Origin of the sequence: Paenibacillus hamazuiensis, assembly GCF_023276405.1 — a bacterium.
Classification (GTDB): Bacteria; Bacillota; Bacilli; order Paenibacillales; family NBRC-103111; genus Paenibacillus_AF; species Paenibacillus_AF hamazuiensis.
In genome coordinates, this window is sequence record NZ_JALRMO010000001.1 from 1,128,899 (window position 1) to 1,155,136 (window position 26,238).

The following is a 26,238-nucleotide window of genomic DNA, read 5'->3' on the forward strand; positions in this document are numbered from 1 at the left end:
TTTGAAAAAAGAGCTCGACGACCAATTTTCGCTGCCTAAATATGCGGAGACGTTCAAGTATCGGGACGACGGCCGCGCCGTCGGCAATAACGTGATAGAAACGATTAAGCATTATACCGAAAACCATTATAAGGACATCACCCTGGACAAAGTCGCCAAAGTCGTGCATATGAACCCGAACTATGTCAGTACTTATTTCAAAGAAAAGACCGGAGAAAACTTCTCCGACTATCTGCTTTCCATCAAAATGAAAAAAGCGGCGGACCTGCTGGGGGATGTCCGGTTGAAAACCTACGAAGTCAGTCAAATGATCGGGTACAGCAATACCAAAAACTTCACCCGCACGTTCAAAAAATTTTTCGGGGTCAGTCCCCGCGAATACAGAAATAAACGAGGAATGAACGATGTATAGAAAATTGTTTGTCAAGAACCTGCTGATCTTTACGGTCCCGCTTCTCATTCCCCTCATTTTGCTTGGGACTTTAACCCAATACATTACCAACAAGTACGTGAAAACGTCCTTCACCAAAAGCAATCTGGCGGTCCTCGGCCAGGTTCAAAACAATGTCGAAACGATCCTCGACGAGATAAACTCCCTTTATCTGCATTACGGCGTTACATACGATGTAAAGTACGATCTGACGGAAGCTCTCAATTCGAAACAAATAAGCAGCTACCAAAGCCGCCGGTTTTTAAGCGTGTCCAGCAGTTACCTGTACACCGAATCGACAGCCAAACCGTATATTCATTCGATCTACGTCTATTTCGACAATCCTTACGGACAGTTTCTATCATCCGGCGGAGGTATCGTTCAGCTGGATCAGTTTTACGACAAAGACTGGTACGAAAGCTTTCAAAACAATCCGTCAGACAAAACGGTAAGGGTCGAATCAAGATCGATCCGCAATTCGTCCGCCGGGAAGCCCGCAGAAGTCTTAAGCCTTTATCAAAACATCTATTCCTCCGGAAATGAACAGCCCATAGGCGTTATTGTCTTAAACGTCGACAAATCGTATTTCGCTAAAGCTTTGGATAAGATCGACACTCACAGGAAGCAGGAATTTTTCATCCTGGACCAGGACAACAATCTTTTATTCCAGGCCATCTCCGCCGATTCAAAAAAAACCGGAACACTCCTTTCAAAGATTAACGATGAGGGCTTTTATTCCACCGTTACGGTGAACAAGAGATCGTTCGTCGTTTCCCATATAAACTCGTCCAGGTCGGGATGGAAATATATATCCGTCATTCCGGAAAAACGGCTGTATCGGACGCCCCATGAGCTTACTCGGTTGACCGTGTTGCTGGGACTGCTCTCTTTGCTGCTCGGGTTTGCCATCACGTTCGTGTTCATGCGCCGCAACCACGCTCGCGTTCAGGAACTCATTTCGATTGTCCGGGCGGCGGAGAAGGACGAGTATCCGCAAGCGGCCCAGGTTCCGTTTCAGGACGACGAGTACGGCTATATCGCTCACAACGTTATTAAATCGTTTATTACCCAGCATCAATTAAAGCTCATGTTGTCCGAAAAAAAACTACGACTGCAGCAGGCACAATATTTGGCTTTAACATCGCAAATGAATCCCCATTTTCTGTTCAACACCTTGTCCACCATCTATTGGAAAGTCGTCGCATTGACGGGAGGTCCGAACGAAGTGAACCGGATGATCGAGAACTTGTCCAATATCCTGAAGTATGCGCTGGATTTGCCCGGAAAGACCGTACCTATGGAAAAGGAGATCAGCCAAACCCGAAGTTATATCGAAATACAAAAAGTGCGGTATCAAGACAAATTCGACGTCTTATGGAAAGTACCGCCCGAAATCCATCCGCTGCCGGTCATCAAAATGCTGCTGCAGCCGCTTATCGAAAACTCTCTCTATCACGGGATTAAAGAAAAGGCGGGTCCCGGGTTCATCAAGGTCAAGATCGCCAAACGGCATTCCATGATACATATCACGATCGTCGATAATGGAATCGGCATGCGAACAAGCCGCCTGCAGGAAGTCAAAAAGCTGCTTGAACTCGGCGAATTTCCTTCCGGACATGTCGGTCTGAGCAACGTTTATAACCGATTAAAATTGATGTACGATAGCCGTTTTTCCATCAGACTTTGGAGCAAGATCAACTGGGGAACGGTTATTGAAATCGCCTACCCTATCGAATAATGTCATTTCGATCGTATTATAGGCATAACACCATTGCGGGCAAAAGGTACGAACTGTTATAAATGGTAGCTGCGATTCAGATATTTTGTTACAAAGGTATCCTTTCTTCAGAAAATGAGGATGTATCTTCGGAAAAGTTCCAAAATATTTGTCGTAGATTGTCGTACTTTCGGTGATTGCGAAATAAAAAAAGAACCCGCAGCAAACCGCTGCGGGTCAAGGTTTATATATTAAAAAAGGGGGTCACCTATAATATATCCCGACTACATTAAAGGAAGATGAACGCAACATTTCATTTGTGTTACAATTTACGGGACTACATAGAAAGGTGGCCTGCTGCATGGCAAAACGCGCGGTATTCGGAATCATCGGGGGAAGCGGGTTTCGGGCGCAGTTTTATTTACGAATCGCTCAGGCGCTTCCCGACCGGTTTACAGTAAACGGCATGGTAGTCCGGGACGAAGAAAAAGGCCGGGCTCTCGAACGGCAGTGGCATATCCCGACATACCGGAACGTCGATCAGCTTCTGGAAGCGGGAAAACCCGACTTTGTCGTGCTTTCCGTCAGCAAGGACGCGGCTGTCGGTTATATGCTGGATTTGGCGGAGCGGGGCATTCCGGTGCTGGCCGAGACGCCGCCGGCCCCGACGCTTGAGGGACTGCTCGAGCTTCATGAAAAGCTCGGCCGGAAGGGAGCCAAAATCCAGGTCGCCGAGCAGTATCAATACCAGCCGATGCACGCGGCCCGCTACCGGATCGTTCGGTCCGGCAGGCTGGGCAATATTACGCAGGCGACCGTGTCGATATCGCAGTTTTACCACGCGGTCAGCCTGATCCGCAAAATGCTCGGCATCGGCTTCGAGGAGGCCGCAATCCGCGCGATGCGGTTCGAGTCGCCGCCCCGACCGGAGCGGTCCACCGAAGGACGAGAAAATCGTCATGTCGCAGAGAGATTTGGCGTGGATCGATTTCGGCGGCAAGCTCGGCATTTACGATTTTACGAACAACCAGCACCGCTCCTGGATCCGCTCCAACCATATTTCGATCCGCGGCGAGCGGGGGGAAATATTCGACGACCGGCTTAATGTGCTTGCAGATTTCGCGACGCCGCTCCATCTCGACCTGAAGCGGATTAATAAAGGCGAGAAGGAAAATCTGGAAGGCCATTACCTTCAGGGCATTATCGCCGGGGAAAGCTGGGTGTATGAAAATCCGTACATCCCCGCCCGCTTGTACGACGATGAGATCGCTATCGCCACTTGTCTCAGCCATATGGCCGACTATGCGGCCGGAGGGCCGGAGTTTTACGGCCTCGCCGAAGCGTCGCAGGATCAATATTTGGGGCTGCTCATCGAAGAGGCGATTCGGACCGGGGAGACGGTTCGGGCTGTAAGACAGCCGTGGAGCCGGTAGAACGGGACGAAAAACGAGGCATCAACCAACAAGGAGGGATGCATGATGCCACAATTAACGGTTCGCGGCATCGGCGAGGCTGTGATGGCTTCGATCAGCAAGCCGCTCGTCGAGGAGCTTGCACGCGTATGCGGCTGCGGGACGGATAACTTTACGATCGACTGCCTTCGGGTTGCGTCCGTGTTCGGCGGACAAGCGGCGGAGACGTACCCGTTCATAGAGGTCGCCTGGTTCGAGCGGGGCGGCGAGGTGCGGGACCGCTTCGCTGAGGCGCTCACCCGGCATGTCCGGCAGGCGGGCGTCGCCGAAGTGGAGATCGCCTTCAAGGTATACAAGGAAGACGCTTATTATATCAACGGCAAGCCGTGCGGATAGCCGCGGGCAATCAAAACCTCTGTCATCGTTTCGGATTTCGACGATGACGGAGGTTTGTTTTTTTTATATGTCCAAGCTTAAAAACTTGCAGTTTCATATGCTTATAGAGACAAAGCTGCTTGTTTCAGGAGAGGGGGAAATTCAAGTGTTAATCATGCAAATTATGCACAAAATGCACCAAAAAAACGGCGCCGACTTTGTCACCGAGCTGTTCCGGCAGCTTCTTGACAGAGAGCCGGACGAAGGCGGATTAAACTACTATATGTATTTGCTTCAATCGGGGATGAGCAAACATCAAATGATGATCGACATCATGCAAAGCCACGAGGCTTTTTTGCTGTATCACCGTCCTGCCGGGCCGGTCACCGATCCGTTTCATACAGCGGCGAGAAAACTGCGATACGTGCTGACCTTGCCGCCGGAGGAGTTCGTCGAAGCAATGTTCGCGGAGCTGCTCTGCCGAAAGCCCGATTTTTCCGGATGCGGCTCCTTCCTTCAATTGCTCCGGCAAGGTATCACGCCGTTTCAAGCATGGATGGAGGTGATGAGGTCGGAGGAATTTTCCATGCTGCTCGGGACGAACCGGACAAATTTCGCAAGAGTTGTTATCCAACATTATCTCAGTTTAGTCAGGTAGCGGTCTTGATAACATCTTTAAGCAAGGGGGAAAACGAGGTTGGAAGATTATACAGAGTTCCTCATCCGGTTTCTCAAGATTAAACACCCGGAAATCCGGCCTATGACGATGACGGTCGAACGAAGCGGGTTCCAGAATCTGGTTATCGCTGCTGAGGAGAGCTATCTGTTCCGGTTTCCGCTTGGCTTGGACGAAGAGCGCCGACTGTGTACGGAGCTTTGGTTGCTGCCGCATCTGGAAAAACATGTATCTTTGCAAATTCCGCACTACATGGTTGTCGCCCAAGCGGAAGACCCGTTCATCTATGCCGGCTATCGCTTCATTTCCGGAGAACCGCTGCTTAAGGAAAAGCTCCGGTCCTTGTCCGCCTGGCAGAAAGGCCGAATAGCCGGAACGCTCGGCATGTTTTTGGGACAAATGCACTCGTTTGAAACAGGAAAGCATCTGCTGTACAACACCAGCGCAGAAGAATGGAGGCTGACCTGGATTTATTTTTACAATAAAGTGGAAAATACGGTATTTCCTCATCTCGATAACTGTACCCGAGTCTGGGTAACCAATGTATTTCAGTGGTATTTGCACGACCCTCTTCATTTTTCATTTCATCCTTGCCTCCTTCATGGCGATGTGAAGCCTGCGCACATTATTTTTGACGCAGATGAAGGAAACGTAAAAGGAATTATCGATTTCGGACAAGTCATGGTCGGCGATCCCGCCTTTGATTTCGGAGTGCTGTGCTTCGAGTACGGAGACGATTTCATTTTGGATATGCTCGGCCATTACCCTATGACGACGGATCCGACGTTTGTAAGCAGAATCCGTTATTTTTACAAAATGGAGGTTGCCCTGAGAACGATTGTTTACGGCATCGAGCATAATATGCCGGACTTGATTCAATCTATGCACAACTGGCTTGAACAAGCCTCTCAAAGCTGAAGCCCACATTAGAAACAAAGAAAGCAGGTTGCCTTTTTCGAGCAGCCTGCTTTCTTTTACGTCCATTTGGGGGCCGTTTTCCGGTGCTCCTCCAACCAATCGATAATCGCAACCGGATCGTCTGCAAGCAGTTGATAGAGACTCGATTCGGATATATCGTCGATCGCATTCATCTGCTTCAATGATTGGACGATCAGTGCGGGTTCCAAATGCAAATGAAAGGAGATCCATTCGAGCAGCCACATATTTGAAACGGATCCGAAATTTTTGATGCTTGCCCGGAAAACTTCCGGCAAACCGATATCCACATATTTCGTTATACTCTTGCTGCCGGCGTGAATTCTGGAGTTAGCGAGAACGACATCCATATATCCGAATTCGTAATGCTTGCATATTCTCATCCACATATCGTAGTCCATGCAAAATTGCAAGCTTTCATCGAAGGGGCCGACCTTTTCAAATACCTCTCTGCGGATAAAAGCAGCAGGCTGACAGATGATGCAGGCGCGGTATAACCGCTCCAACCCGAAGGGTCTTACCGGATACGACCGAAGAAATGCGCTGTGTGCGTCAATATAGTTTCCATCTCCGTAAACGACGCCCCAATTCGGATTCGATTGCAGCGCCTGCACGGCGCGGCTAACGGCATGAGGCTCGTACGTATCGTCGGAGTTCAGCCAGCCGATGATCTCGCCTCTGGCCATCGCCAATCCTTTATTCAGGGCGTGCGACTGCCCCCGATCCTTCTCCGATACCCAGCGAAATTTGTTTCCATAAAACTCATACTTCTGAAGTATAGCGACAGTGCCGTCCGTAGAGCCTCCGTCCACAACGATATGTTCAAGGGCCGGATAATCCTGCGATAGGACGCTTTGAATCGTCTCTTGAATAAAACTCGCCTGTTGAAAAGATGGCGTTATGATGCTGACCAGCGGATTGTCCATATTCACCCTCCTTGCGATGAATTCAGGCAGACGGATGTCTTCTTCCTGTATAAGCACATACCCTCAAATCAGGCATGGCTTGAAGTCCTTCTTCAATGTATGCATAGGAAGACTGGCCTAGTTGGACGAATGCCGCGCAATGCAAAAATTTGTTGCAAACGGGCTATGGGGCTATGGCTGGCTGGCGAACATAACGGCATGAAAAAAGCGAAACCCCGCCGGCAAAGGTTTCGCTTTTTTTCTCGCTGCAGCCAAACGACGTTATTTTCCCTGCTCCGCCGCCGCCATATTGAGCAGCTTGCGCAAATCGTCCGCAACGGCGGACGCGGATACGGACGGAGAGCCGGCGTTCTTTCTCATCCTTTCGATCGTTTGCACCGCGTCCGTCCCCGTCACTTTAAGCACCTTCACGTTGCCGCCGACGAAATCCTTGATGCGCTGCTCCGCCTGCGCCAAATTATCGTCGGTCGCGCCGCCGGAGCCCATCGTTCCGGGATTGTTCCCGGGCTCGGGGCCTCTTCCCGATTGCCCGCCGTGCGGGCTGAGCACCTTTTGCTGCAGCGGATCGTACGCAGAACCGGAGCTTTGCCGGCGTTCCGCGGCGAGAATGACCGTATCGTCGAAAACAAACGCCTTGACACCCCCGATCCCCGCGCCGCTCAGCCGCGATTCCAGATGGGAGGAGAACCCGTCGCTGTTCAGTCCCGAGCTGCCGATCAGGCTGTAGACGGAGCTTCCGAGCCCGTAGGACGTTCCTCCTTGTTCGTTGGTGGTGCGCAGCTTATGGCTGTTCACGCTGGGAATGACACCGGCATCGTGGACGTGCATTCCTTGGGTATGGTCAGCGGATTGCGCGCTCATCTGCGTGTTCCCTGCCTGACCCGTATTCCCGGCCGCATTTTGATTGGCGCCGCGTTGGCAGGCGGTGAGCGCCAAAACGGCGCAAAATGCGGGTATGGCAAGCTTGAGCCCCTTTTTCATAAAAGCACCCTCCGTTTTCAAATTTTGAGTGGATAAGATTTTCCCTTCGTTTGTATAATCTCCTCTTTTTGGAAAAATAATATGAAAAATTGATTTCAGCATATATGGCGGGGTGAATGCGATGGAGCAAGAAGAACAAACGAAGAAAAACGAGGAGCCGACCGCAGCCGGGAAAAACATGTCCCGGCGCAGCTTTATCCGCAATACCGGACTCGTGCTGGGCGGAGCCGTTGTGGGCGGCGCGCTTGGCGTATTCCTGAAGAAAACGCCGCAAGCGGCGCCGGCGCCGGCACCGGCCGCGGGAACGGAGCCGAGAAACTTCAACCGGGCGCTGATGTTTTTTACGCCGGAGCAGTTCGCGATTTGCGAAGCGGCCGTCGAACGCATTTTCCCGGCCGACGATAACGGCCCCGGAGCGAAAGAGCTCGGCGTGGCGTTTTTTATCGACCATCAGCTTGCCGGAGATTACGGATTTAATGCGAGAGACTACATGTCGCCGCCTTTTTTTGCGGGAGAAAAGGTGCAGGGTTATCAAGGGCGGCTCAAACGGCGGGAGATGTACGAAATCGGCCTGCGCGAGCTGGAAAACTACAGCCAAACCCAGTACAAAACCGGCTTCGTGCAGCTGAGCACCGAGCAGCAGGACGCCGTGCTGAAAGATTTTGAATCCGATACGGTGAAGCTGACGACGATTTCGCCGAGCGGGTTTTTCAAAACGCTGCGCAGCAACACGCTGGAAGGGGCTTACAGCGATCCGTTATACGGCGGAAACATCGACATGAAGGGCTGGCAGATGAGAAATTTCCCCGGGGCTCAGATGAGTTATGCCAACATCATCGATAAGGATTTTACGAAGATACCTCCGCAAAGCTTGCAGGAACATATGACTCATTAGCGAAAAGAGGGGCTGTGCATGGCAAAGACATTGCCGAAAACGGACGTCGTGATTATCGGCGTCGGGTGGGGAGGCGGCATTATCGCCGCGGAGCTGACCAAGGCGGGACTTAACGTCGTCGGGTTGGAGAGAGGGAAGGAACGAAAGACCGAAGATTATTTCATGGTGCATGACGAGCTGCGTTACGCGGCCCGCTATGAATTGATGCAGGATTTGTCCAAGGAAACGATCACCTTCCGCAGCAACGAAAAAGTGCGGGCTTTGCCTATGAGGCAGTACGGCTCCTTTCTGATCGGCGACGGCCTGGGCGGGGCGGGGGTGCACTGGAACGGCCAAACCTTCCGTTTCCTTCCGTACGATTTTGAAATTCGCAGCCAGACGACCGCCAAATACGGCAAGGACAAAATTCCCGCCGAGATGACGATCCAGGATTGGGGAATTACTTACGATCAGCTCGAGCCGTATTATGACAAATTTGAAAAAATGGCCGGCATCTCGGGGGAGGAAAATCCGCTCGCAGGGAAGCGCTCCAGCCCATATCCGACTCCGCCGATGAAAAAAACGCCGGCGATGCAGATGTTTACGGAAGCGGCGCAGAGGCTGAAGCTGCACCCTTACACGATGCCGTCCGCCAACTTGTCGGACAATTACACGAACCCCGACGGCATTGCGCGTGCCGCGTGCCAGTACTGCGCATTCTGCGAACGTTTCGGCTGCGAATACGGCGCGAAGGCCGATCCGGTCGTGACCGTCATTCCGGTAGCGAAGAAAACGGGCAAATTCGAGATTCGCACGCATTCCAACGTGCGCCGCATTTTGCATACGGGGGGCAAAGCGACGGGGGTTATGTACGTCGATACGACGACGGGCGAGGAAATCGAGCAGCCCGCCGATATCGTCGTACTGACGGGGTATGTGTTCAACAATACCCGCCTTCTGCTGCTGTCGCAGATCGGACGCCCTTACGACCCGGCATCGGGAACAGGCGTGATCGGCAAAAACTATGCCTACCAGGTTATCAAAGGGAACGCGGTCGGCTTTTTCGAGAACAAGCAATTTAACAATTTCGCCGGCGCGGGGGCGCTCGGCATGGTCGTGGACGACTTTAACGGCGATAATTTCGACCACTCCGGCGTTGGGTTTATACACGGCGGAATGATCTCTTTGGGGCAGACCGGGGCCCGGCCGATTTTGAACAACCCGATTCCGGCGGGAACGCCTACGTGGGGGAAGGATTTCAAGGCCAACTCCATCAAATACGCCAACCGCGCCATATCCGTCGGAAGCCAAGGCTCCTCCATGCCGTTCCGGCATCATTATCTGGATCTGGACCCGACCTACAAAGATGCGTTCGGCGATCCGCTGATCCGCATCACATTTGACTTTGAAGACCAGGATCGGGAGCTGGCCAAAATGCTGGCCGGAAAATGCGCCGATATTTTAAAGGAGATGGGTGCGGATCACATCGATTCGATGAAGGAGCTGGGGCCGTACGATATTACGACGTATCAATCGACGCATAACACGGGGGGCGTGATTATGGGAGCGTCTCCGGAAACGTCGGCCGTCAATACGTATTCGCAAATGTGGGACGTCGACAATTTGTTCGTCGTGGGCGCCAGTTCGTTTCCGCATAACTCGGGTTATAATCCGACCGGCACGGTCGGGGCGCTCGCTTACCGGGCCGCGGAAGGCATTTTGACGTACCGGCAAAAAGGAGGCGTGCTGGCCTGATGGGTAATCTGATTTCACCCGGCCATTTGGTGCTTGTGCTGCTTTTCATTCTGCTGCTGTTCGGTCCGAGCAAGCTGCCCGAGCTCGGCCGGGCGCTCGGCCGGACGTTGAAGGAGCTGAAGGAAGGCGCCAGGGAGGCGACGGCGATCGTTGATCTTGACGCGGAGCAGGGGCTTGCGCAGGATCCGCCGGCTGTGTACCCGCCAAAGAAAAATGAATGATCCCGCATATACAGGGAAACGTAAAACTGCATGGCCCTGCTTGAAAATACAAACTGATGGAGGCAGATGGATGAGAAAGCTTGTTTTATTTGCGATTGCCGCCGTGCTGATCGTTTCCTTGGCCGCTTGCGGCACCAAAGCTCCGGGCAACACGGCGGGAGGAACGACCGGCGGAACGACCGGTGGTACGGCGCCCGGCGGTGCGCCTGCCGGCGGAACTACGGCCGGAGGCGGAGCGGGAACCGTTACCGTCGATGCGCAAGCTGTTTTTAAGCAAAACTGCGTAGCGTGTCATGGGGACAACCTCGAAGGCAAGATGGGAGGAAATACGAACCTCCAGAAGGTCGGAAGCAGACGCTCCAAAGACCAGATTGTCACACAAATCAGCAACGGCGGCAACGGCATGATGGCGTTTAAAGGAAAGCTGAGCGATGTTGAAATCAACGCGCTTGCCGACTGGCTCTCCGCCAAAAAATAATGAAAATGAAAAAAAGCGCAACCTCGGCATCTCTGAAGGTTCCGCTTTTTTTTTGGTGCCAGGGTGATTTGTTCTAGAAAACCGGGGGATTTCCGAGTTTACGGGCTTCGGTGTGAAGTGCCGTGTAAAAAAAACGTTTATGTAGGTCGATTCAAGCCCGTACGCCGCATTTTTTGGCGAGTGTCGGCCAGTGTGCCAGAAACATCGTTTTCCAGCGATCCTCCGGCAAAACCCGCAGCCAGTTGGCGATCTGGTTTAACCCCATTTCATCGAGAGTTTGGATGGCGTATTGCTTTTCATCGGTTTGTTCCTTCATGACAGTTGCCACGCGCGTAACCTCCTCCTTAAGACTAACCAAAACATTATATGCAGCAAGGTGGGGCGTTGATACTCGGACTTTTGAAATATGCGCATTAATTTCATGCTATAATGTCGGTAAGGAAACGCCGGTTGGGCGGACGGATAAGGGAGCTGTTGTCATCGCATGAAAAGCGTGCTCGTCACCGGGTATAAAGCGTCGGAGCTGGGGATTTTTTCATTGAAGCACCCGGGCATCGATATTATAAAAAAGGCGCTAAAAAAGCGGATCGCCGCCTTAATCGACGACGGGCTGGAGTGGGTGATCGTCAGCGGCCAATGGGGCGTCGAGCTGTGGGCGGCGGAAGCGACGGTGGAGCTGAAAACCGAATATGACAACCTGCGCCTCGCGGTTATTACTCCTTTTTTGGACCAGGAAGAGAACTGGAGCGACCCGAAGAAAGAATTGTACAGCCGTATTACGCAGCAGGCCGATTATGTGAAAAGCGTGACGAACAGCAAATATGACGGACCGTGGCAGTTCAAGGAACGGGACAAGTTTTTGCTGCGCAATACGGACGGCCTGCTTCTTGTGTATGACGAGGAAAAAGTCGGCTCGCCGAAGTTCATCAAGGAGCAGGCGGAGCGGATGGCGGGCACCCGGGTTTACCCGATCATCAGCATCACGGAATACGATTTGCAAAGCATCGTCGAGGAAGAGCGGGCCGATGTTTTTTACGAGGAATAGCGCGGGAACCATGCACCTGGACAAGCTCCGCTGCATATGCTGTTGGCATAGATTAGCCAAAAGCAGATGAGCGGGGAGGATGAAGCGCCATGGACAAAAACGAGCTGCTGCGCGAGCTTCAGCTGCTGCCGGAGCGGCTGCGGCAAGCGGAGGAAACGTATTATAAGGCTGTGGCCGATTTGGAAAATGCGAAGTTTTCGCTTCAGGTGAAGAAGAGCCAGCTGTTTCATTCGGGAATGATCGGCGGCAAAAACGAGCAGCAGCGCGACGCCGAAGTATGGCAGCATACCCACGAGCTGCAGCATCTGGTTTTGAAGTATAAGCTGGACGTCGACCGCCATAAGGTCGAATGCGACTACTGGAGCAACAAGCTGCAAAACGTGCGGCTTGTGGTGGAGCTGATTTTGCAGCGTACCGCCGGAATCGAATAGATGATGCGTAAGAAGCCCCCTGGACCAGGGGGCTTTGTTTATGCTAAAGAGTTGCATGCACCTCATGTATACGGAAAATTTAACGGTTGCTGCCGAGCTTATTTGGCTCAAAAACGTCATTTTTATTTTGTAACGGTTATGGCAGAGCTTATTTCTCATCTTGTATCCCATAATACGATGAAAGTTCACAAATAACCTCTCTGGCAACCGTTACCGTTCTGGAATCACCCTTTTGGCGCTAATAAGCTCACCTGCAACCGTTACACCAAGTACCGTATGAGCCGCAGAGCCGGTTTCCCTACTTGGTGGAGGGTGCCCGGCACCATTTCGGCGTCAGCCGAAATGTGCCGGGCAAACGCGGGCAAGAAGCGAGCAATACCTCAAACCAGGCGGGTCCAGGGCGCCCGAGCGCCTTAAGGGCTTTGCGGAGCAAAGCCGGCTTCGGGAGCCTGGGGTCCCCGCGGCGGGGGGAGTTTAGGGGGGCGTCTGTCACTCAAACCACCCTTTTTTCCGGAACCAGGCGAACATGCCGAAGCCGATCAGAAACATCGCGCCGAGCACGACAAAATACCCCCACCGCCAAGACAGCTCGGGCATATTTTGAAAGTTCATTCCATAGATTCCGGCGATAAACGTAAGCGGCATGAAGATGGTCGTGATGACGGTCAGCGTCTTCATAATCGTATTCATGCGGTTGGAGCTGAGCGAAATGTAGCTGTCCCGCATATCCGCCGTCATGTCGCGGTTGGATTCAATCATCTCGGAAAGCTTCAGCAAATGGTCGTAAATGTCCGTGAAATACACGCGCTGTTCCTTCAGCCCCTCGATGCGTTCCGTATTCAGGATGCGGTAGAGCAGGTCGCGCATGGGGACGATCGTTTTTCTCAGCTTCAGCAGCCGCGAGCGGATTTTAAATACGTTGTTCATCAAAGCTTCCACGCTTTTGGTGCTGTTGTCGCCGGTTTCCACTTCCAGCAGCTGATCCTCGATCTCGTACACCGCCGGAAAATAGTTGTCGACCAGCTTGTCGACGACGAGATACATCGCGTAGAGGTGGCCTTTGGCCCGCAGGTTCCCGTGTTCCGCAAGCTTGCTCCACGCATCGTCCACCTCCGGCAGTTTGTTATGGTGGAACGTTACGAGGTAATTTTTTCCGATGAACATATCCACTTCATCCGCATCCAAATTAGGGTGGTTCAAGGCGTGCAATACGAAAAAATGAACGTCCTCGTAGTGGTCCAGCTTGGGGCGCTGCAGAAGATGAAAGCAATCCTCGATGGCCAGCGGGTGAAAATGGAAATACGTCTCCAGCAGCAGAGCCTCCTCTTCCGTCGGCGCGTTAAAATCCGCCCAAAACCAGCTGAACCCGGCGCCGCTCAATTCGTCCGGACTGCTCAGCTCGCATAGGTCCCCTTCCCGGGTTACAGCCATGATCCGCAACAATGTCCCTTCTCCTTTAAGCGTTTTGTACCATCATATGTTAAATGCAGTGCGATCGCAAATGGCGGGAAAACAGGGGCGGGACGGTAAGGCTTGAAGGAACATGCGGAATGGATGGAAACGCCGGTTTATTTGTAGTGCCCGCCGATTTTATGCGCGCGGTCCCGCGCCTGGCCGGCTTCGGTAATCGAGGCGGCCCGCATGATCGACGCATCGCCGAAGCGGGTTTTGATATCGTCGGTCACTTTGGCGATCTGCCGCTTCCGCTCGCGGTCGCTGAACAGCACGAGCTGGGCGATATCGTCGCTGACGAGCTGGGAGAGCGAAACGCCGATTTTTCTTACCGGCAGCCGGTCCCAATGCCGGCGGAACAAATCGCGAGCCGCGGCGTAAATTTCGTCGGTCAAATTGGTCGGATCGGGCAGCTTCATCTGGCGGTAAAAGCCGGTGGGCGCATCGAAGTTCGCCCCCTGCGCTCCCGCGCTGACGACCCAGCCCATCATTCCCTTGTCCCTGCACCGGCGGGCGACAAGCTCCGACAGCTCGAGCAAAATGACGTCGATCTCCTCCTGGGTGCCGTAATCGCGGGGCAGCGTCATCTGGTGACCGATGGATTTTTCCGCCGCCGTCAAAGTGTAAGGATCGACCGGCGAATGGTCGATGCCGTTGGCGATTTGCCAAAACATCTCGGCCTGAATATCGCTTTGCCGGCCCAGCTTCGCCCGCAGCTTGCGCTTCAAATCCGGCAGCGGCGTTTGCGCGAGCTCCCCGATCGTATAGATGCCCATCCGTCCGAAATGTGCGGTCATGCGGGAGCCGACCATAAACATTTTGCTCACCGGCAGCTTCCACAGATCGTCAGCCAAATTTTCCTTGCGAAGATGGTAAAATCCGGCGGCATTTTTCTTCGCAAAGTTATCGCAGGCGAGCTTGGCGAGAATTTTGTTCTCGCCGTAGCCGATCCGCACCTTGACGCCGGTTTCGACCCTGACCTTTTCCTGAATCGTACGGGCCATGCGCTCCGGCTTTCCGAACAGCCTGCGGCTTCCGGTGAGATCGAGAAACTGCTCGTCGATGCTGTACGGCTCGACCAGATCGGTAAACCGCTCGTAAATTTTCGTGATTTGCAAAGAAACGTCGATGTACAGCTGCATCCGCGGCTTGATCACGACAAGCTGCGGGCATTTCGCCAGCGCCTCGCGCAGCGTCTCGGCCGTCGTAACGCCGTATTTCTTGGCAATCGGGCAGGCGGCCAGCACGATGCCCGATCTGCGCTCCGGGTCGCCGGCTACGACGACGGGTTCATTTTCAATCCAAGGATTCATCGCCTTCTCGACACTCGCATAGAAGGACTGACAGTCGGCCAAAAAAATAACGCGATCCTGCTTCAAGTCATCACACCCCAGGTCAGAACATTGGTTCGCAGTTCTATTATATAACGAACATACGTTCTCTATGCAAGGGTTTGGCGAAAAAATTAACCGGGCGCATCCATAATGTGAAAAGTTATCCATCATTTAGGCGGATCGGCGCGGTTCACCTTTTTCGAATACGTCGTGAATCCTGTTATAATGGGTGTGGAGGCGATTTTACCGTGTGCGGAAGATATACGATCACTTTAACCTATAACGAACTGCTCATCCGTTTTTATATCGACGAATCTTTCCCGCCTTATCACCAGCCGAGGTATAACGTGGCTCCCGGGCAATTCGTTCCGGCTATCATTCACGACGGCAGGAAAAACCGTCTCGGCGAGCTGAGGTGGGGGCTTATCCCGTCATGGGCCAAGGAGGAAAAAGTCGCTTTCCATATGATCAACGCGAGGGCGGAGACGCTGCTGGAGAAGCCGGCATACAGATTGCCGTTCGAGCGGAAGCGGTGCCTCATACCGGCTGACGGCTTTTACGAATGGAAGAAGCTGGGGGACAAAGACAAGCAGCCGATGCGGATCGTGCTGAAGGACCGCGGGCTGTTCGCAATGGCCGGGCTTTACGATACGTGGATTTCGCCCGAAGGGAACAAAATCAGCACCTGCACGATCATTACGACGCAGCCTAACGAATTGATGGCCGACATTCATGACCGGATGCCGGCGATCCTGCGTCCCGAGGACGAGGCGATGTGGTTGAACCGGGAAGTGCGGCAGACGGATGCGCTGCAGGCGCTGCTTCGCCCGTACCCGGCGGAGGAGATGGAGGCGTACCCGGTCTCGAAAGCGGTCGGCAACGTGAAAAACGAGGCTCCTTTTCTTGTTGAGGAGGAGGGATCTCTCTTGTAACGGGCCAAGTTTTTTGATTTAAGCGCGCGCGCTATCACCGGCTGCCGCGGATTGCCACGACCCTTATCGGCTTTTACCGGCAAAGCCACCCGCGCTCGGGCGAAGATTGAACCCGAAGGTAGTGGCCGAAGGGGGAAACGAGGGAGAAGCCGGCGTTTTTATTGTTAGACTGACCCCAGAAATCGAAACAGCGACAGCTTGGACGAGAAAATAAAATCATAGACTGTCGCTGTATTATTGAACGCTATCGTCTTCGTTTAGCTTAACCAGGATGGCGATATTGTTCATTTAAATCATGTTTATACATTCTTAATTAACCATTCAATCATATTCTTTAGTAATTGTATTTCTATGAAAGCGTTGAATGTTCATACTTATAGGTACTCGACGACCGTCATAGATAATATTCTAGTCTAAAGAATTATCCTCTCATCTGACCATTATTTATTTTGAATTTGGAACGACGCTCCTGAATCAGATTTCAGGTAATAAGACCAGTCTGATGCCCTTAAAGCGGAAGTAATCCAAAATCGTCTTTCCTTCCCTTTCTGAAGAAACTCCGTTGGATCACTAGGTAGGGTCACTATACCGTGATCGTTCGCAAGCGTTTGATCTAATCCGTTAAAGGTAATAAGAGAATTGGCGAATCCTTGGTTAACTGCAATATAGTCTTGTTCAGAAAGATTAGATATGAACGTAACATCAACAAAGGTTCTGTACCCTCCGGTCTTATACCCACCGGAAAGAAAAAGTGGTGCGTAAATCCCACTAGGTTTGTCTGTACGTGCATCAACTACGATAAGTTTATTTATCTTCAGCACTCCAGCGCTCGACGTGACATTTGAGAGGTCGGAGATTTTTACAGAGCTGGCGACGTATTTATAATTGCTAATCGAAGTAAGATTGGTTCCGGTGGTTCCAACCTCGCGCATCTCGTTGAGATCCTGATAGGAATCTGCTTCCTTTCCTTCGACATCCATGTAACGCAGGAGAATTGCGGCTACCTCGGCTCTTGTCGTGGTACTTTTCGGACGAAGAGTTCCATCTTCAAAGCCAGTGATAATTCCAGTGCCACGTACCAACGCCATGTAAGGTACCTCATCTGTACTGAGTTCGCCCTTAACTGCTTCAGGTGTCGGAAGTAAAGTGTTCTTAGTATCCTCGAATGATTGCTTAAAGGATGCATTGGATTTCATCAAGCCGTTTGCAATCCAATTCATCATTTCATAGCGAGTAAGCTCTGCATTGGGGTTAAATCCGTTCGGGTAATCGCTTGGGTTAATAAACCCTTGAGCCACTACTTGCGTAATTGCAGATTCAGCCCAGTGTCCCTTTGCATCACTAAATGGATTGCTGCCATTGGCAACAGAAAGCTTCGTTGCACGGCTAAGAATAGTAGAAAATTCAGCACGGGTGATCTTGCCATCAGGTCGAAAAGTTGCATCCTCATAGCCAGAAATAAGTTTTGCTTCGTAGGCTTTACCTATAACATCCTGGGCCCAGTGTCCTTCAACGTCTACGAACTGTTCAAAGACAGTGGTAGGAGAGTCCTTGGCTGCTTCCACATTTGTGATGAAGGAAGTAACACTTAGAATAAAAAATGTAGCCATTGCAGTTATGGAAACTAAGGCTTTTTTCATTCATAACTCCCTCCAAATTAAATTCGTCAGTAAGATTTTCACTTTAATATCGGCTACCTTAACTTGATTTGAGATATGGTGATCAATGAAATTTCTAATGAAAATGCCAGTTAGTTTACACCCTCGCCAGTCTGTTACTTTATTTTCCAGTCTATCCGCCCGAAGATGCCGGGAGGCACGGCTGCCGGATCATCCGGCCGGTATCCGCAGAAGCGCTGCCGCTCCTCGCCGACAGGCCGCCCGTACCGACCGAGGCTCAAGTCTGCGGGCGGTCTCAAAAAAGGCGGGAGCGCGCAGGCGGATCCTGCGGCCGATCGGCTTGGGCCGGAGGCGGGTTGTGCCGTTTGGGGCGTGTAACGCTTACAAGGCGGAGCTTCGGCCGCTTCGCCGCCCTTTTTTGCATGATAAAACCGGGCAAGTACAGCACTGCGGAAACGAGAAGCACAAACGCAATTACGGCAACATCGGTATACATAGCCATCACCACTCCGGGTAAAATGTGAACATTTTGTGTCTGTGCTCATTTTACCAGAGAAAGAGAGCGGGCAGAAATGCCGATTGCGGATAACGATTTATGCAAAATCGGCATCTCTACGCGAGCCGGACGTACGCTCGCCGCTCTTCCCAGCTTACTTTGACCGGGTTTTCGAAAAAGCTGCTCAGCGTCTGCTCGCTTAAGGTTTCTTCCGTTTTTCCGCTGCGAAACACTTCTCCCCGCCGCAGCAGCAAGGTATGGGTGAACACCGGCAATATTTCCTCGGTGTGATGCGTCACGTAAATAAATGTAGGCGCATCGGCCTGCCGCGCCAGCTCCTGGATGCTGTCCAAAAGCCGCTCGCGCGAAAACAGATCGAGCCCGTTGCACGGCTCGTCGAGAATGAGCAGCTTGGGATTCGCCATCAGCCCGCGGCCGATGAGAAGTTTCTGCTTCTCTCCCTGCGAGCACGTTCGGTATTCGCGGTCCCATAGATGCGGGCATCCGAGAGCGCGCATGATCGCTTCGGCCCGGCCGAGATCGTCGTCCGTCGGTTTTTCGTACAGGCCGATCGTGGCGTGTTTGCCGCTGATGACGACGGACTGGGCTTTGTCCGTTCCGTACAATTTTTCCTGCAAAGAGGAGCTGACCCATCCGATCGACTGCCGCAGTTCGCGCAGGTCGATTTCTCCGAAGCGCTCGCCCAGCACGGTGATCGAGCCTTTGGTCGGCCACAGGTAGCCGGTGATCATGTTCAGCAGTGTCGTTTTGCCCGAGCCGTTCAATCCGAGCAAGGCCCAATGCTCGTTTTTGCGGATCGTCCAGTTGATGTTTTTCAGCAGCTCCTGCTCTCCACGCCGCCATGTAACTCCTTCCAGCTGCAGTACGGTTTCCATGAGATTCACCTTTTCTTTTGATTTGATGAGATTCAATGTAATTCTCTCATTTTATACTGGAAATCGTCTGGGAGCAATCCGTTTTCATAGAGTCGCCGCGGAAGGTGGAATACGCTATACTTAAACCAAAGCAGCCGGAATTACGATTTGGGAAAAACGAAAGGCGGGAGTGTATGTCCAACGTATTTGTCATATCCGACCACCATTTCGGCCACAGGCAAATTATCGACTTCGAATCGAGGCCGTTTGCCGATGCGGAAGAGATGACGGAGGTCATGATGCAAAAATGGAATGCGGCGGTCGGGCCGCAGGATAAAGTATTTCATCTTGGCGATTTCTCGTTTCTGAACCTTGCGAAGACAAAGGAGATCGTTGCGGGATTAAACGGCCGCAAGACGCTGATTTTAGGCAATCACGACCGCGGCAGGCCGAGAAGCTGGTGGCTGGAAGCGGGGTTTGACGAGGTGTCGGAATATCCGATCGTGTATAACGGGTTTTTCTTTTTATCCCACGAGCCGATGTACATGAACAAACATATGCCTTACGTCAACATCCACGGCCATATTCACGGGCAGCAATATGAAAGCCGCCAGTACGTGAACGTCAGCGTGGAGCTGTGGGACTATACGCCGGTTTCGTTTGAGGCAATCCGCGAGGCGGTCGTTCCGAACGAGGAGCAATAAATGCCGGGGCCGCATTTTTAGAGCAGACCGAATCTCTTAAGCTGCTCCCACTGCCGCTCCTTCTGCAAAATTTCCTTTTGCCTGCTTCCCATCAGGTCGAAGTGGGGAAAGGGGGGGCGGCGGTGGATATAAGCCGGATTCAGCCCCTGCTCTGTGCACCACGCGGACAGCCGCTCCAAATCGGCGCAGCCGACCTTCGTCACCGTACGGATATCCGGAAACCGCGAATCCACCCAATAATGCGTCAAAAAGGCGATTTCCCCCCGTTTCACCGCCTCTTTCCATCTGTTCAACTCTTCGCGTTTGATTCCGAATGCCACTTATCGTTCGCCGTCCTTTATGGTTGATACAGCTATTATAGCAATCGCGAAGCCTTCGCACACGTCCTGCCGCCGGAAGCGAAAAAAGTCGAGGCTCGAAACGTTTTGTCCCTTGCCATAACTTGGGAAGACAATCCCATCTATTTTGGCCTAATTTTACAGAATTCCAAAAAAAAGAGCCCGGTCAAGGAAACCGGACTTGTCGATGCTTTGATAGTATTCGACTGGGTACGTAAACAGCTTTACTTCGATTGTTTTTGCACTCCGGTTCTTCCTTGATCGTTCGGATCGTTCGATCGGGACGTGGCATGTTTTGGGTTGTTAGTGTCCTTGGTTTTGCTCATGTTCATCGCTCACCTCCTGTTTTATTCCGTAAAGAGTATTTCTCCAAACCGCAATCCTTATTAGAAAAATGTTTATACTTCCGGAATACGCTGCTTTTGCTTGCATTTTCAACGATGTTTATCCAACGCCGCATCCATGTTCGATTCCGGAATTTTCCCCCTGACGGTCCAACCGCCGTCAACGAAAAACAATTGTCCGGTCATATAAGCGGAATCATCGGAAGCTAAAAATACGGTTGGTCCCACCATATCTTCCGGCTCAGCCGTTCTTCCCAGCGGAACCATCGCACCCCAAGTGGTTTTATAGCTTGGATCATCCTGCAGATTGCGATCCACGTTCGTTGCCCCCGGCCCAAACGTATTGATTCTTATGTTAAAAGGCGCAAGTTCCACCGCCATCTGCTTGGTCATGGCATGAATGCCGCCTTTGCTGCTCGCGTAGGCAACAAGATTTTTCACGCCGAGTTCCGCGCAAATGGTGGAAATATTGATAATGCTTCCGCCTGCGGCTTCCTTCATCATTTTGGCTGCCTCAAGAGAGCAAAAAAACGTTCCCCTCAAGTTAGTGTTGATCACAGTATCCCATTTTTCTTCCGTCACCTCGAACAAGTCCGTCCAACCGGTAATGCCGGCGTTATTGATCAGCACATCCAGTCTGCCGAACTTGTCGGCGATCACTCCGAACATTTCTTTAATTTGTCCTACGTCGGCTATGTCCGCGCGAACAGCAAACGATTGGCGCCCCATTGCCGCGATTTCCTCCACAACCTCGTCGGCGCCCGCCTTGTCGCTGTTATAGTTCACGGCCACGTGCGCCCCTTCTCTTGCCATGCCCAACGCGATGGCTTTTCCGATTCCCTTGCTTGCCCCTGTAACCAGCACATACTTGTCCCGCAGTTTCAATTTCATCTTTCCTTTCTATGTGAACTCTTTCTTTGAACTTTTTGCTGCATTAACAAAAATATGACCTGCGGACAGCGGTAATTCCAATCCTTACGGTTAAAAGCACAAATGGTTGTGTCGCGATACTGCGACACAACCATTTGCGTATACGAGCAAGGTGCCCATAGGGGAGAGGGCGACCTCCAACGCATCACTCCAAGGTAAAGCGTGTCGGCCATAGGTTTTGCACGAGCAAACCCATGGCTGACAAACGCGTGCACGAGGCACGCACTCGCTCCTCACATCATCGCTCCAAGGTAAAGCGTGTCGGCCATAGGTTTTGCGCGAGCAAACCCATGGCGGACAAACGCGTGCATGAGGCACGCATCCGCTCCCCACATCATCGCTCCAAGGTAAAGCGTGTCGGCCATAGGTTTTGCGCGAGCAAACCCATGGCGGACAAACGCGTGCACGAGGCACGCACTCGCTCCCCACATCATCGCTCCAAGGTAAAGCGTGTCGGCCATAGGTTTTGCGCGAGCAAACCCATGGCGGACAAACGCGTGCATGAGGCACGCATCCGCTCCCCACATCATCGCTCCAAGGTAAAGCGTGTCGGCCATAGGTTTTGCGCGAGCAAACCCATGGCGGACAAACGCGTGCACGAGGCACGCACTCGCTCCCCACATCATCGCTCCCAAAGTAAAGCGTGCCCGGCATAAGATTTTTGTGCGAAGCCCAAAAATCTATGTCGGGCAGACGCGAACTAGAAGCAAGCATGACCTCCCGGCGGGCGGGTCCAGGGCGCTTGGGGCGCCTGGGGTCCCCCTTGCAGGGGGATTTAGGGGGTGATCCCCGATTTAGGGGGTAGAAATCTCATCGACTCCAAACAATCGTTTATCCGTTTCACAGCCTCTTCCGTTTTAACCGCTTCGTTGATCTTGTAGCGCACGGTGTAGGTGATGCCGCCGCGGCTGAACACGTACTCCGTCTGCGTATACGGTACGTTTTTCGACTTATAGGTAAGGCTGTATTTTTTCGCGGCGCCGCCGAGCAGTTCCTCGTCGGTTTCGGTGTACCGGTAGTCGGCGTCTTCCTCCGCATTTTTCTTATAAGATTGAGACGTCTTTTTCAACGCATCCTCCAGGCTGGTGCGATCGTCCGCTTCCACCGTGAAGCTGCCGCCGAAAAACGAGAACGTTTTGACCTGGCTGTCGGGCGCCCCATCCTGGTCATAACCGCCGGAAAACCATATTTCCGGCACGCGAAGCGAATATTTGTAGGTGGCATTGTTGTAAGTGTAGCTCTTTGAGGCATCCACCAAATCATCGTCGTCCTGAATGAAGCCGAGCATCTTGTTCAGCGATTCCTTGTTGAACGAGAGCGATTTGAGCGTATCGGCGACCAGCGTTTCCGCTTCGTCCGCGTTCGTATCTTTCGGGAACGAGATTTCAAGACGGTACTTATACTTATCCTTGAGAAAATAGACGACATGGCGCGTGGTCCATTTATCCCCCATAGTGGAGGAGAAACGGTTGACATAGGCCGGAACCCCGGCTGCAGTCGTCTCTTTCAGGCCGGACACCTCCCGGTATTGTTCAACGTAGCTATTCTTGAATTTGAGCTCCTGCCGGGAGGCCCATTCCTTCAGCGTATCTCCCGACGAAGCGGAGGTGACCCTCAGTGTAATTGACCGATTCCCGTCCTGGCTCGTATAGGACAAATCAGCGGAAAGTGAGCTCGGCGTCCATTCCCCGGGGACATCCAGGGAAAGCCCGTATTCGGTCGTAACCGTATTTTTGTTTTGATATACGGAAACATCCTTGAGCAGGTTATCCTCGGCATCGAAGCTGAGCTGGAACGTATCGAGCAGGTCGTTGTAGCTGTTTTGCTTGGCAGGGTTCTGGTAATTCTCTTCTTTATCCACATACAGTGTCACATAGTAGATTCGATCTTTATTCAAAAAAGCGCGAACCTGATAATATCCGTCGGAGTCGGTTTTTCCGATCAGCTTGGCGTAAGGATGCGGCGCCGTATCCACATACTGCTTCTCCAGCACGGTATCGGTCGCGTAGCCGGTCAGCTTTTGCAGAAGACCGTATGGAGACAGGTCCTCGCTCTGCTTCTCGCTGACCGAAATGATGATCGCAAATTCGCCCTTGCTGTCACCGAAGCTGATGCTGTCGCCGGAATCGGACTGCTTCGCTTTGACGAGGCCGGACGGATAATTCATCGACCAGCCGTAGTGGCTGTCGCCGATGCGCGTTTTGCCCTGGTCCGAATCGATGTAGGCCCCATCCTGGTCGGGGCCGGCCTGCGATGCACCGGCCGGGTCTTCTTCGAACGTAACGTCCCGCTGCACGATTCCGGAGGCGGTTTGCAGCTTCAGGGCAGCGCTCTGCCCGGGCAAATAATTTTTCAACGTTTCATTATAATCGACCAGATTGCTCACGGCGGCGTTTCCGACGGAAAGCAAAATATCGCCTTTTTTGATTTCCGCCTTCGCCGCCGGCGAATCCGGCTGGACGTAAGATACTTTCAACCCGTCCCCGGAAGGAAGACCGACGACGGATTCCCAGCTTTCCTCCAGCTCAAGTCCGAGGTAAGGGCGCTTCACTTTCCCGTATTTGAAAAATTGGTCAAGCACATACTGCACCGTATTGACCGGTATCGCAAAGCCGAGTCCGTCCACGCCGACGGAAACATACTTCAGCGTGTTGATGCCGACCACCTGCCCCTTCATATTGACGAGAGCGCCGCCGCTGTTGCCGGGATTGATCGCGGCATCGGTCTGAATAAGCTGGTATTGCGACTGGACGGAGCGGTCCATGCCGCTGATAATGCCGACCGTGACGGAGTTTCGCAGAGCGAACGAAAGCGGGGTGCCGATCGCGATCACCGACTGGCCTACCTGAATATCCGACGCTGAGGCAAAAGTGGCGGCGGGAAGTCCCGTCGCTTCGATTTTCACCAAGGCAAGGTCGCTTTCCTCGTCAAAATGCGTCGTTTTGCCGGAGTATGATTTTCCTTCGGACGTAACGACAATAATGTTTCGCATGTCTTTTACCACATGGGCGTTGGTCACGATGTACCCGTCGCTGCGGACGATGACGCCGGTGCCGTGCGCCAGATTGAAGCGGTTGTTGTCGATCGTTTTCTCTTCGGAACTCGGCTTGCCGATAATGGCGACGACCGACGGCGTCGTTTTCTCAATCACCGCGGGAACGGGATCGGCTTCGGCGGCGAGGGTAAGGGTAGGAGCGGCGCCAATAAGCAAGCAGCTTAAAACAAGCGCATGCAGAAACTTCTCCCCGCAAAATTTTCGGTTGAACACGTTGTCCCTCTCCTTTGGAACTAAATAAAATATAGGATATCTACTAGAAACTACCACCTTTTTGCCGTTTAGTCCACAATTTTTTCGCAAGAAAAAGACCGAGAAACGGCCTTTCTCATCAGGCACGCCGATCGCTTGCTTCGCGAGTGGCCACTTCATAGGAGCGGTGTTTTACCCAATAGCAGGGAATAAGACTTCTCTCCGAGAAGATATTCGTATCACACGCGTCGCCGCATTTGTGCGATAAAAGGGAGTGGACAGCCAAATGATACACGAACACGTCTGTTTTCATAATGTGGAAGAGCTGGAGCTGCGGACGGGAATGCCGGGCTGGGTTTTACAAAGGTACCCGAAACGGGTGAGAGACCGGCTCGGCGAAGGTTACGATGAGCGGGGCCGGTACGTGGCCTCGATGTCCACGGGGTGCGAAATGCGCTTCGTCACGTCCTCCGGCCGCATCCGCATCACGCTTTCCGCGCCGGTGGAGGAGGGGGACATCGTCGTATATAACGGCGATTTTTTTCATTCGCTGCACAGGCTGGAATCGGGAAAAATCCAAACGCTGCAGCTGGAGAGAAGCGACCGGTTTGCCGAGGTGCCGAAAGAGGCGCTGCAGACGGGGCGTTTTTCGCCGGACGTATGGCGCATCTTCGTCAGCCGCCGCTATGTCGCGGGCCCCGGCTTTCAGGTCGCGTACCACCATCTGGAAACGTTCGGCCACCCGGTCCGGCCGCCTGCGCCGGATGAGGTGCCGTCCGTTCGCTGGCTCGCTTACGGCTCTTCGATTACGCATGGGTCCGGGGCGACGGTGAACCCTAACAGCTACATCCAGCAGGCCGCCCGGCGTCTCGGCTTCGACGTGCTGAACAAGGGCCTCGGCGGCTCGTGCTTTTGCGAGAAGGAGACGGCGGACTTCTTCGCCGCGCATCCGGGCTGGGACGTGGCGACGCTGGAGCTCGGCGTGAATATGCGCGGGTTCTTTACGACGGAGCAATTCGCGGAGCGGGCGGGCTATTTGGTACGCAGCATGGCCGCAGCTCATCCCGGTAAGCCGATTTTCCTGATCACGCTGTTTCCGAACTCGGCCGACCATCATATGTCGAAAGACCATGCGGCGAAAAAAGCAAACCGGGAATTTGCGGATGTGCTCCGCGGCTTGCACCGCGAGCTTGCTTCGCCGAACGTGCATCTGCTCGAAGGGCATGAGCTGCTTCCCGATTTCGGCGCGCTGGCCGCGGATCTGATCCATCCTTCCGATTATGGGCACATTGTAATCGGCGAAAATTTGGCGAAGCGCATGAAGGATTTTCTTTTATGACGCAACGAATTTTTCATCATCACCGTATTTGCATTTGTTCGTATGATTAAAGGTGTACTTCCAAGCGGCAGCTTGCAAGAAAGATCGAAACATATGGGTTCGGAAGTAGAGACGCTGCACTTTACGAGGCAGGAAACTGAACAAAGGGCCGTTGCACGCTCGAAAAGGGCATGCAGCGGCCTTTTTGTCTTTTAGGATTTTTAGGAAATTAGTCAGCTCATTTTGTGGATAACCGGGGGCTCCCAATGTGCAGAATGATTCCAAAACTATAATGATTCGGTTATGATGTGATCTTTATTTGCCTCCAGTCCATTTGCTATTTGTATGATTTTTCAAATACATTATAGTAGGATCTGACGCAAAATGAAAAT

The 26,238-nt window shown here is 52.6% G+C and carries 26 protein-coding genes; 16 read left to right on the forward strand and 10 right to left on the reverse strand.

What is annotated here, in order from left to right:
- Window position 1 precedes the first annotated feature (1 nt).
- The 7 genes from MYS68_RS04620 (at window position 2) to MYS68_RS04645 (ending at window position 5,528) form a co-directional block, all read left to right on the forward strand.
- On the forward strand, window positions 2-412 hold the full coding sequence (locus MYS68_RS04620; RefSeq protein ID WP_248924701.1) for a helix-turn-helix domain-containing protein: 411 nt from the start codon (window positions 2-4) through the stop codon (window positions 410-412).
- On the forward strand, window positions 405-2,168 hold the full coding sequence (locus tag MYS68_RS04625; protein ID WP_248924702.1) for a cache domain-containing sensor histidine kinase: 1,764 nt from the start codon (window positions 405-407) through the stop codon (window positions 2,166-2,168). The genes MYS68_RS04620 and MYS68_RS04625 overlap by 8 nt, the downstream gene beginning before the upstream one ends.
- Window positions 2,169-2,508: 340 nt before the next feature.
- Complete coding sequence (locus tag MYS68_RS04630) at window positions 2,509-3,252, forward strand: Gfo/Idh/MocA family protein (protein ID WP_338043549.1); 744 nt, start codon at window positions 2,509-2,511, stop codon at window positions 3,250-3,252.
- Between the two features lies 1 nt (window position 3,253).
- Window positions 3,254-3,580, forward strand: coding sequence for a hypothetical protein (locus MYS68_RS38810; protein WP_338043550.1), 327 nt, complete (start codon window positions 3,254-3,256; stop codon window positions 3,578-3,580).
- Between the two features lie 45 nt (window positions 3,581-3,625).
- Window positions 3,626-3,955, forward strand: a complete 330-nt coding sequence (locus tag MYS68_RS04635; RefSeq protein WP_248930816.1) for a DUF1904 family protein — start codon at window positions 3,626-3,628, stop codon at window positions 3,953-3,955.
- Between the two features lie 154 nt (window positions 3,956-4,109).
- Window positions 4,110-4,592 (forward strand): DUF4214 domain-containing protein, encoded by a 483-nt coding sequence (locus MYS68_RS04640; RefSeq protein WP_248930817.1) that lies wholly within the window; start codon window positions 4,110-4,112, stop codon window positions 4,590-4,592.
- A gap of 39 nt (window positions 4,593-4,631) precedes the next feature.
- Window positions 4,632-5,528 carry an aminoglycoside phosphotransferase family protein gene (locus MYS68_RS04645; RefSeq protein WP_248924703.1) on the forward strand — a complete coding sequence of 299 codons (897 nt, stop codon included), beginning with the start codon at window positions 4,632-4,634 and terminating at the stop codon, window positions 5,526-5,528.
- Between the two features lie 56 nt (window positions 5,529-5,584).
- Here MYS68_RS04645 and MYS68_RS04650 read toward each other — a convergent pair whose 3' ends face one another.
- Entirely contained in the window at window positions 5,585-6,472 is an 888-nt protein-coding gene (locus MYS68_RS04650; RefSeq protein ID WP_248924704.1) for a glycosyltransferase family 2 protein, read from the reverse strand.
- Between the two features lie 261 nt (window positions 6,473-6,733).
- Window positions 6,734-7,453, reverse strand: a complete 720-nt coding sequence (locus MYS68_RS04655; RefSeq protein WP_248924705.1) for a hypothetical protein — start codon at window positions 7,451-7,453, stop codon at window positions 6,734-6,736.
- 121 nt (window positions 7,454-7,574) lie between these two features.
- Here MYS68_RS04655 and MYS68_RS04660 point away from each other — a divergent pair, with 121 nt between their 5' ends.
- The 4 genes from MYS68_RS04660 (at window position 7,575) to MYS68_RS04675 (ending at window position 10,781) form a co-directional block, all read left to right on the forward strand.
- The gene (locus MYS68_RS04660; RefSeq protein ID WP_248924706.1) at window positions 7,575-8,348 is read left to right on the forward strand and encodes a gluconate 2-dehydrogenase subunit 3 family protein; all 774 of its coding nucleotides are present in this window, start codon (window positions 7,575-7,577) and stop codon (window positions 8,346-8,348) included.
- Window positions 8,349-8,366: 18 nt separating this feature from the next.
- A complete protein-coding gene (locus tag MYS68_RS04665) occupies window positions 8,367-10,082 on the forward strand; it encodes a GMC family oxidoreductase (RefSeq protein WP_248924707.1) in 1,716 nt (571 codons plus the stop codon).
- Window positions 10,082-10,303: a twin-arginine translocase TatA/TatE family subunit gene (gene tatA, locus MYS68_RS04670; RefSeq protein WP_248924708.1), complete on the forward strand. Its 222-nt coding sequence runs from the start codon at window positions 10,082-10,084 to the stop codon at window positions 10,301-10,303. Before MYS68_RS04665 ends, tatA begins: the two co-directional genes overlap by 1 nt.
- A gap of 70 nt (window positions 10,304-10,373) precedes the next feature.
- Window positions 10,374-10,781 carry a c-type cytochrome gene (locus tag MYS68_RS04675; protein ID WP_248924709.1) on the forward strand — a complete coding sequence of 136 codons (408 nt, stop codon included), beginning with the start codon at window positions 10,374-10,376 and terminating at the stop codon, window positions 10,779-10,781.
- Between the two features lie 151 nt (window positions 10,782-10,932).
- Here MYS68_RS04675 and MYS68_RS04680 read toward each other — a convergent pair whose 3' ends face one another.
- On the reverse strand, window positions 10,933-11,109 hold the full coding sequence (locus MYS68_RS04680) for a hypothetical protein (RefSeq protein ID WP_248924710.1): 177 nt from the start codon (window positions 11,107-11,109) through the stop codon (window positions 10,933-10,935).
- A gap of 156 nt (window positions 11,110-11,265) precedes the next feature.
- On the opposite strand from MYS68_RS04680, the gene MYS68_RS04685 reads away from it, so the two are divergent.
- Window positions 11,266-11,826: an SLOG family protein gene (locus MYS68_RS04685; protein WP_248924711.1), complete on the forward strand. Its 561-nt coding sequence runs from the start codon at window positions 11,266-11,268 to the stop codon at window positions 11,824-11,826.
- An 89-nt stretch (window positions 11,827-11,915) separates the two neighbouring features.
- A complete protein-coding gene (locus MYS68_RS04690; protein ID WP_248924712.1) occupies window positions 11,916-12,257 on the forward strand; it encodes a hypothetical protein in 342 nt (113 codons plus the stop codon).
- A gap of 489 nt (window positions 12,258-12,746) precedes the next feature.
- Here the strand turns inward: MYS68_RS04690 and corA are convergent, their stop codons facing one another.
- Window positions 12,747-13,700, reverse strand: a complete 954-nt coding sequence (corA, locus tag MYS68_RS04695) for a magnesium/cobalt transporter CorA (protein ID WP_248924713.1) — start codon at window positions 13,698-13,700, stop codon at window positions 12,747-12,749.
- 125 nt (window positions 13,701-13,825) lie between these two features.
- Window positions 13,826-15,088 (reverse strand): DNA polymerase IV, encoded by a 1,263-nt coding sequence (locus MYS68_RS04700; RefSeq protein ID WP_275983428.1) that lies wholly within the window; start codon window positions 15,086-15,088, stop codon window positions 13,826-13,828.
- 203 nt (window positions 15,089-15,291) lie between these two features.
- Here MYS68_RS04700 and MYS68_RS04705 point away from each other — a divergent pair, with 203 nt between their 5' ends.
- Window positions 15,292-15,975, forward strand: coding sequence for an SOS response-associated peptidase (locus MYS68_RS04705; protein ID WP_248924714.1), 684 nt, complete (start codon window positions 15,292-15,294; stop codon window positions 15,973-15,975).
- A 440-nt stretch (window positions 15,976-16,415) separates the two neighbouring features.
- Here the strand turns inward: MYS68_RS04705 and MYS68_RS04710 are convergent, their stop codons facing one another.
- Window positions 16,416-17,615, reverse strand: coding sequence for an S-layer homology domain-containing protein (locus MYS68_RS04710; protein ID WP_248924715.1), 1,200 nt, complete (start codon window positions 17,613-17,615; stop codon window positions 16,416-16,418).
- A gap of 591 nt (window positions 17,616-18,206) precedes the next feature.
- Window positions 18,207-18,986, reverse strand: coding sequence for an ABC transporter ATP-binding protein (locus tag MYS68_RS04715; protein ID WP_248924716.1), 780 nt, complete (start codon window positions 18,984-18,986; stop codon window positions 18,207-18,209).
- A 173-nt stretch (window positions 18,987-19,159) separates the two neighbouring features.
- On the opposite strand from MYS68_RS04715, the gene MYS68_RS04720 reads away from it, so the two are divergent.
- Entirely contained in the window at window positions 19,160-19,669 is a 510-nt protein-coding gene (locus tag MYS68_RS04720) for a metallophosphoesterase (RefSeq protein WP_248924717.1), read from the forward strand.
- Window positions 19,670-19,686: 17 nt separating this feature from the next.
- Here MYS68_RS04720 and MYS68_RS04725 read toward each other — a convergent pair whose 3' ends face one another.
- From MYS68_RS04725 to MYS68_RS04735, 3 genes are all read right to left on the reverse strand, one after another.
- On the reverse strand, window positions 19,687-19,989 hold the full coding sequence (locus tag MYS68_RS04725; RefSeq protein ID WP_248924718.1) for a hypothetical protein: 303 nt from the start codon (window positions 19,987-19,989) through the stop codon (window positions 19,687-19,689).
- Between the two features lie 452 nt (window positions 19,990-20,441).
- The gene (locus MYS68_RS04730) at window positions 20,442-21,242 is read right to left on the reverse strand and encodes an SDR family NAD(P)-dependent oxidoreductase (RefSeq protein WP_248924719.1); all 801 of its coding nucleotides are present in this window, start codon (window positions 21,240-21,242) and stop codon (window positions 20,442-20,444) included.
- 814 nt (window positions 21,243-22,056) lie between these two features.
- Window positions 22,057-24,549, reverse strand: coding sequence for a S1C family serine protease (locus MYS68_RS04735; RefSeq protein ID WP_248924720.1), 2,493 nt, complete (start codon window positions 24,547-24,549; stop codon window positions 22,057-22,059).
- Between the two features lie 265 nt (window positions 24,550-24,814).
- On the opposite strand from MYS68_RS04735, the gene MYS68_RS04740 reads away from it, so the two are divergent.
- Entirely contained in the window at window positions 24,815-25,867 is a 1,053-nt protein-coding gene (locus tag MYS68_RS04740; RefSeq protein ID WP_248924721.1) for an SGNH/GDSL hydrolase family protein, read from the forward strand.
- Window positions 25,868-26,238 lie beyond the last annotated feature (371 nt).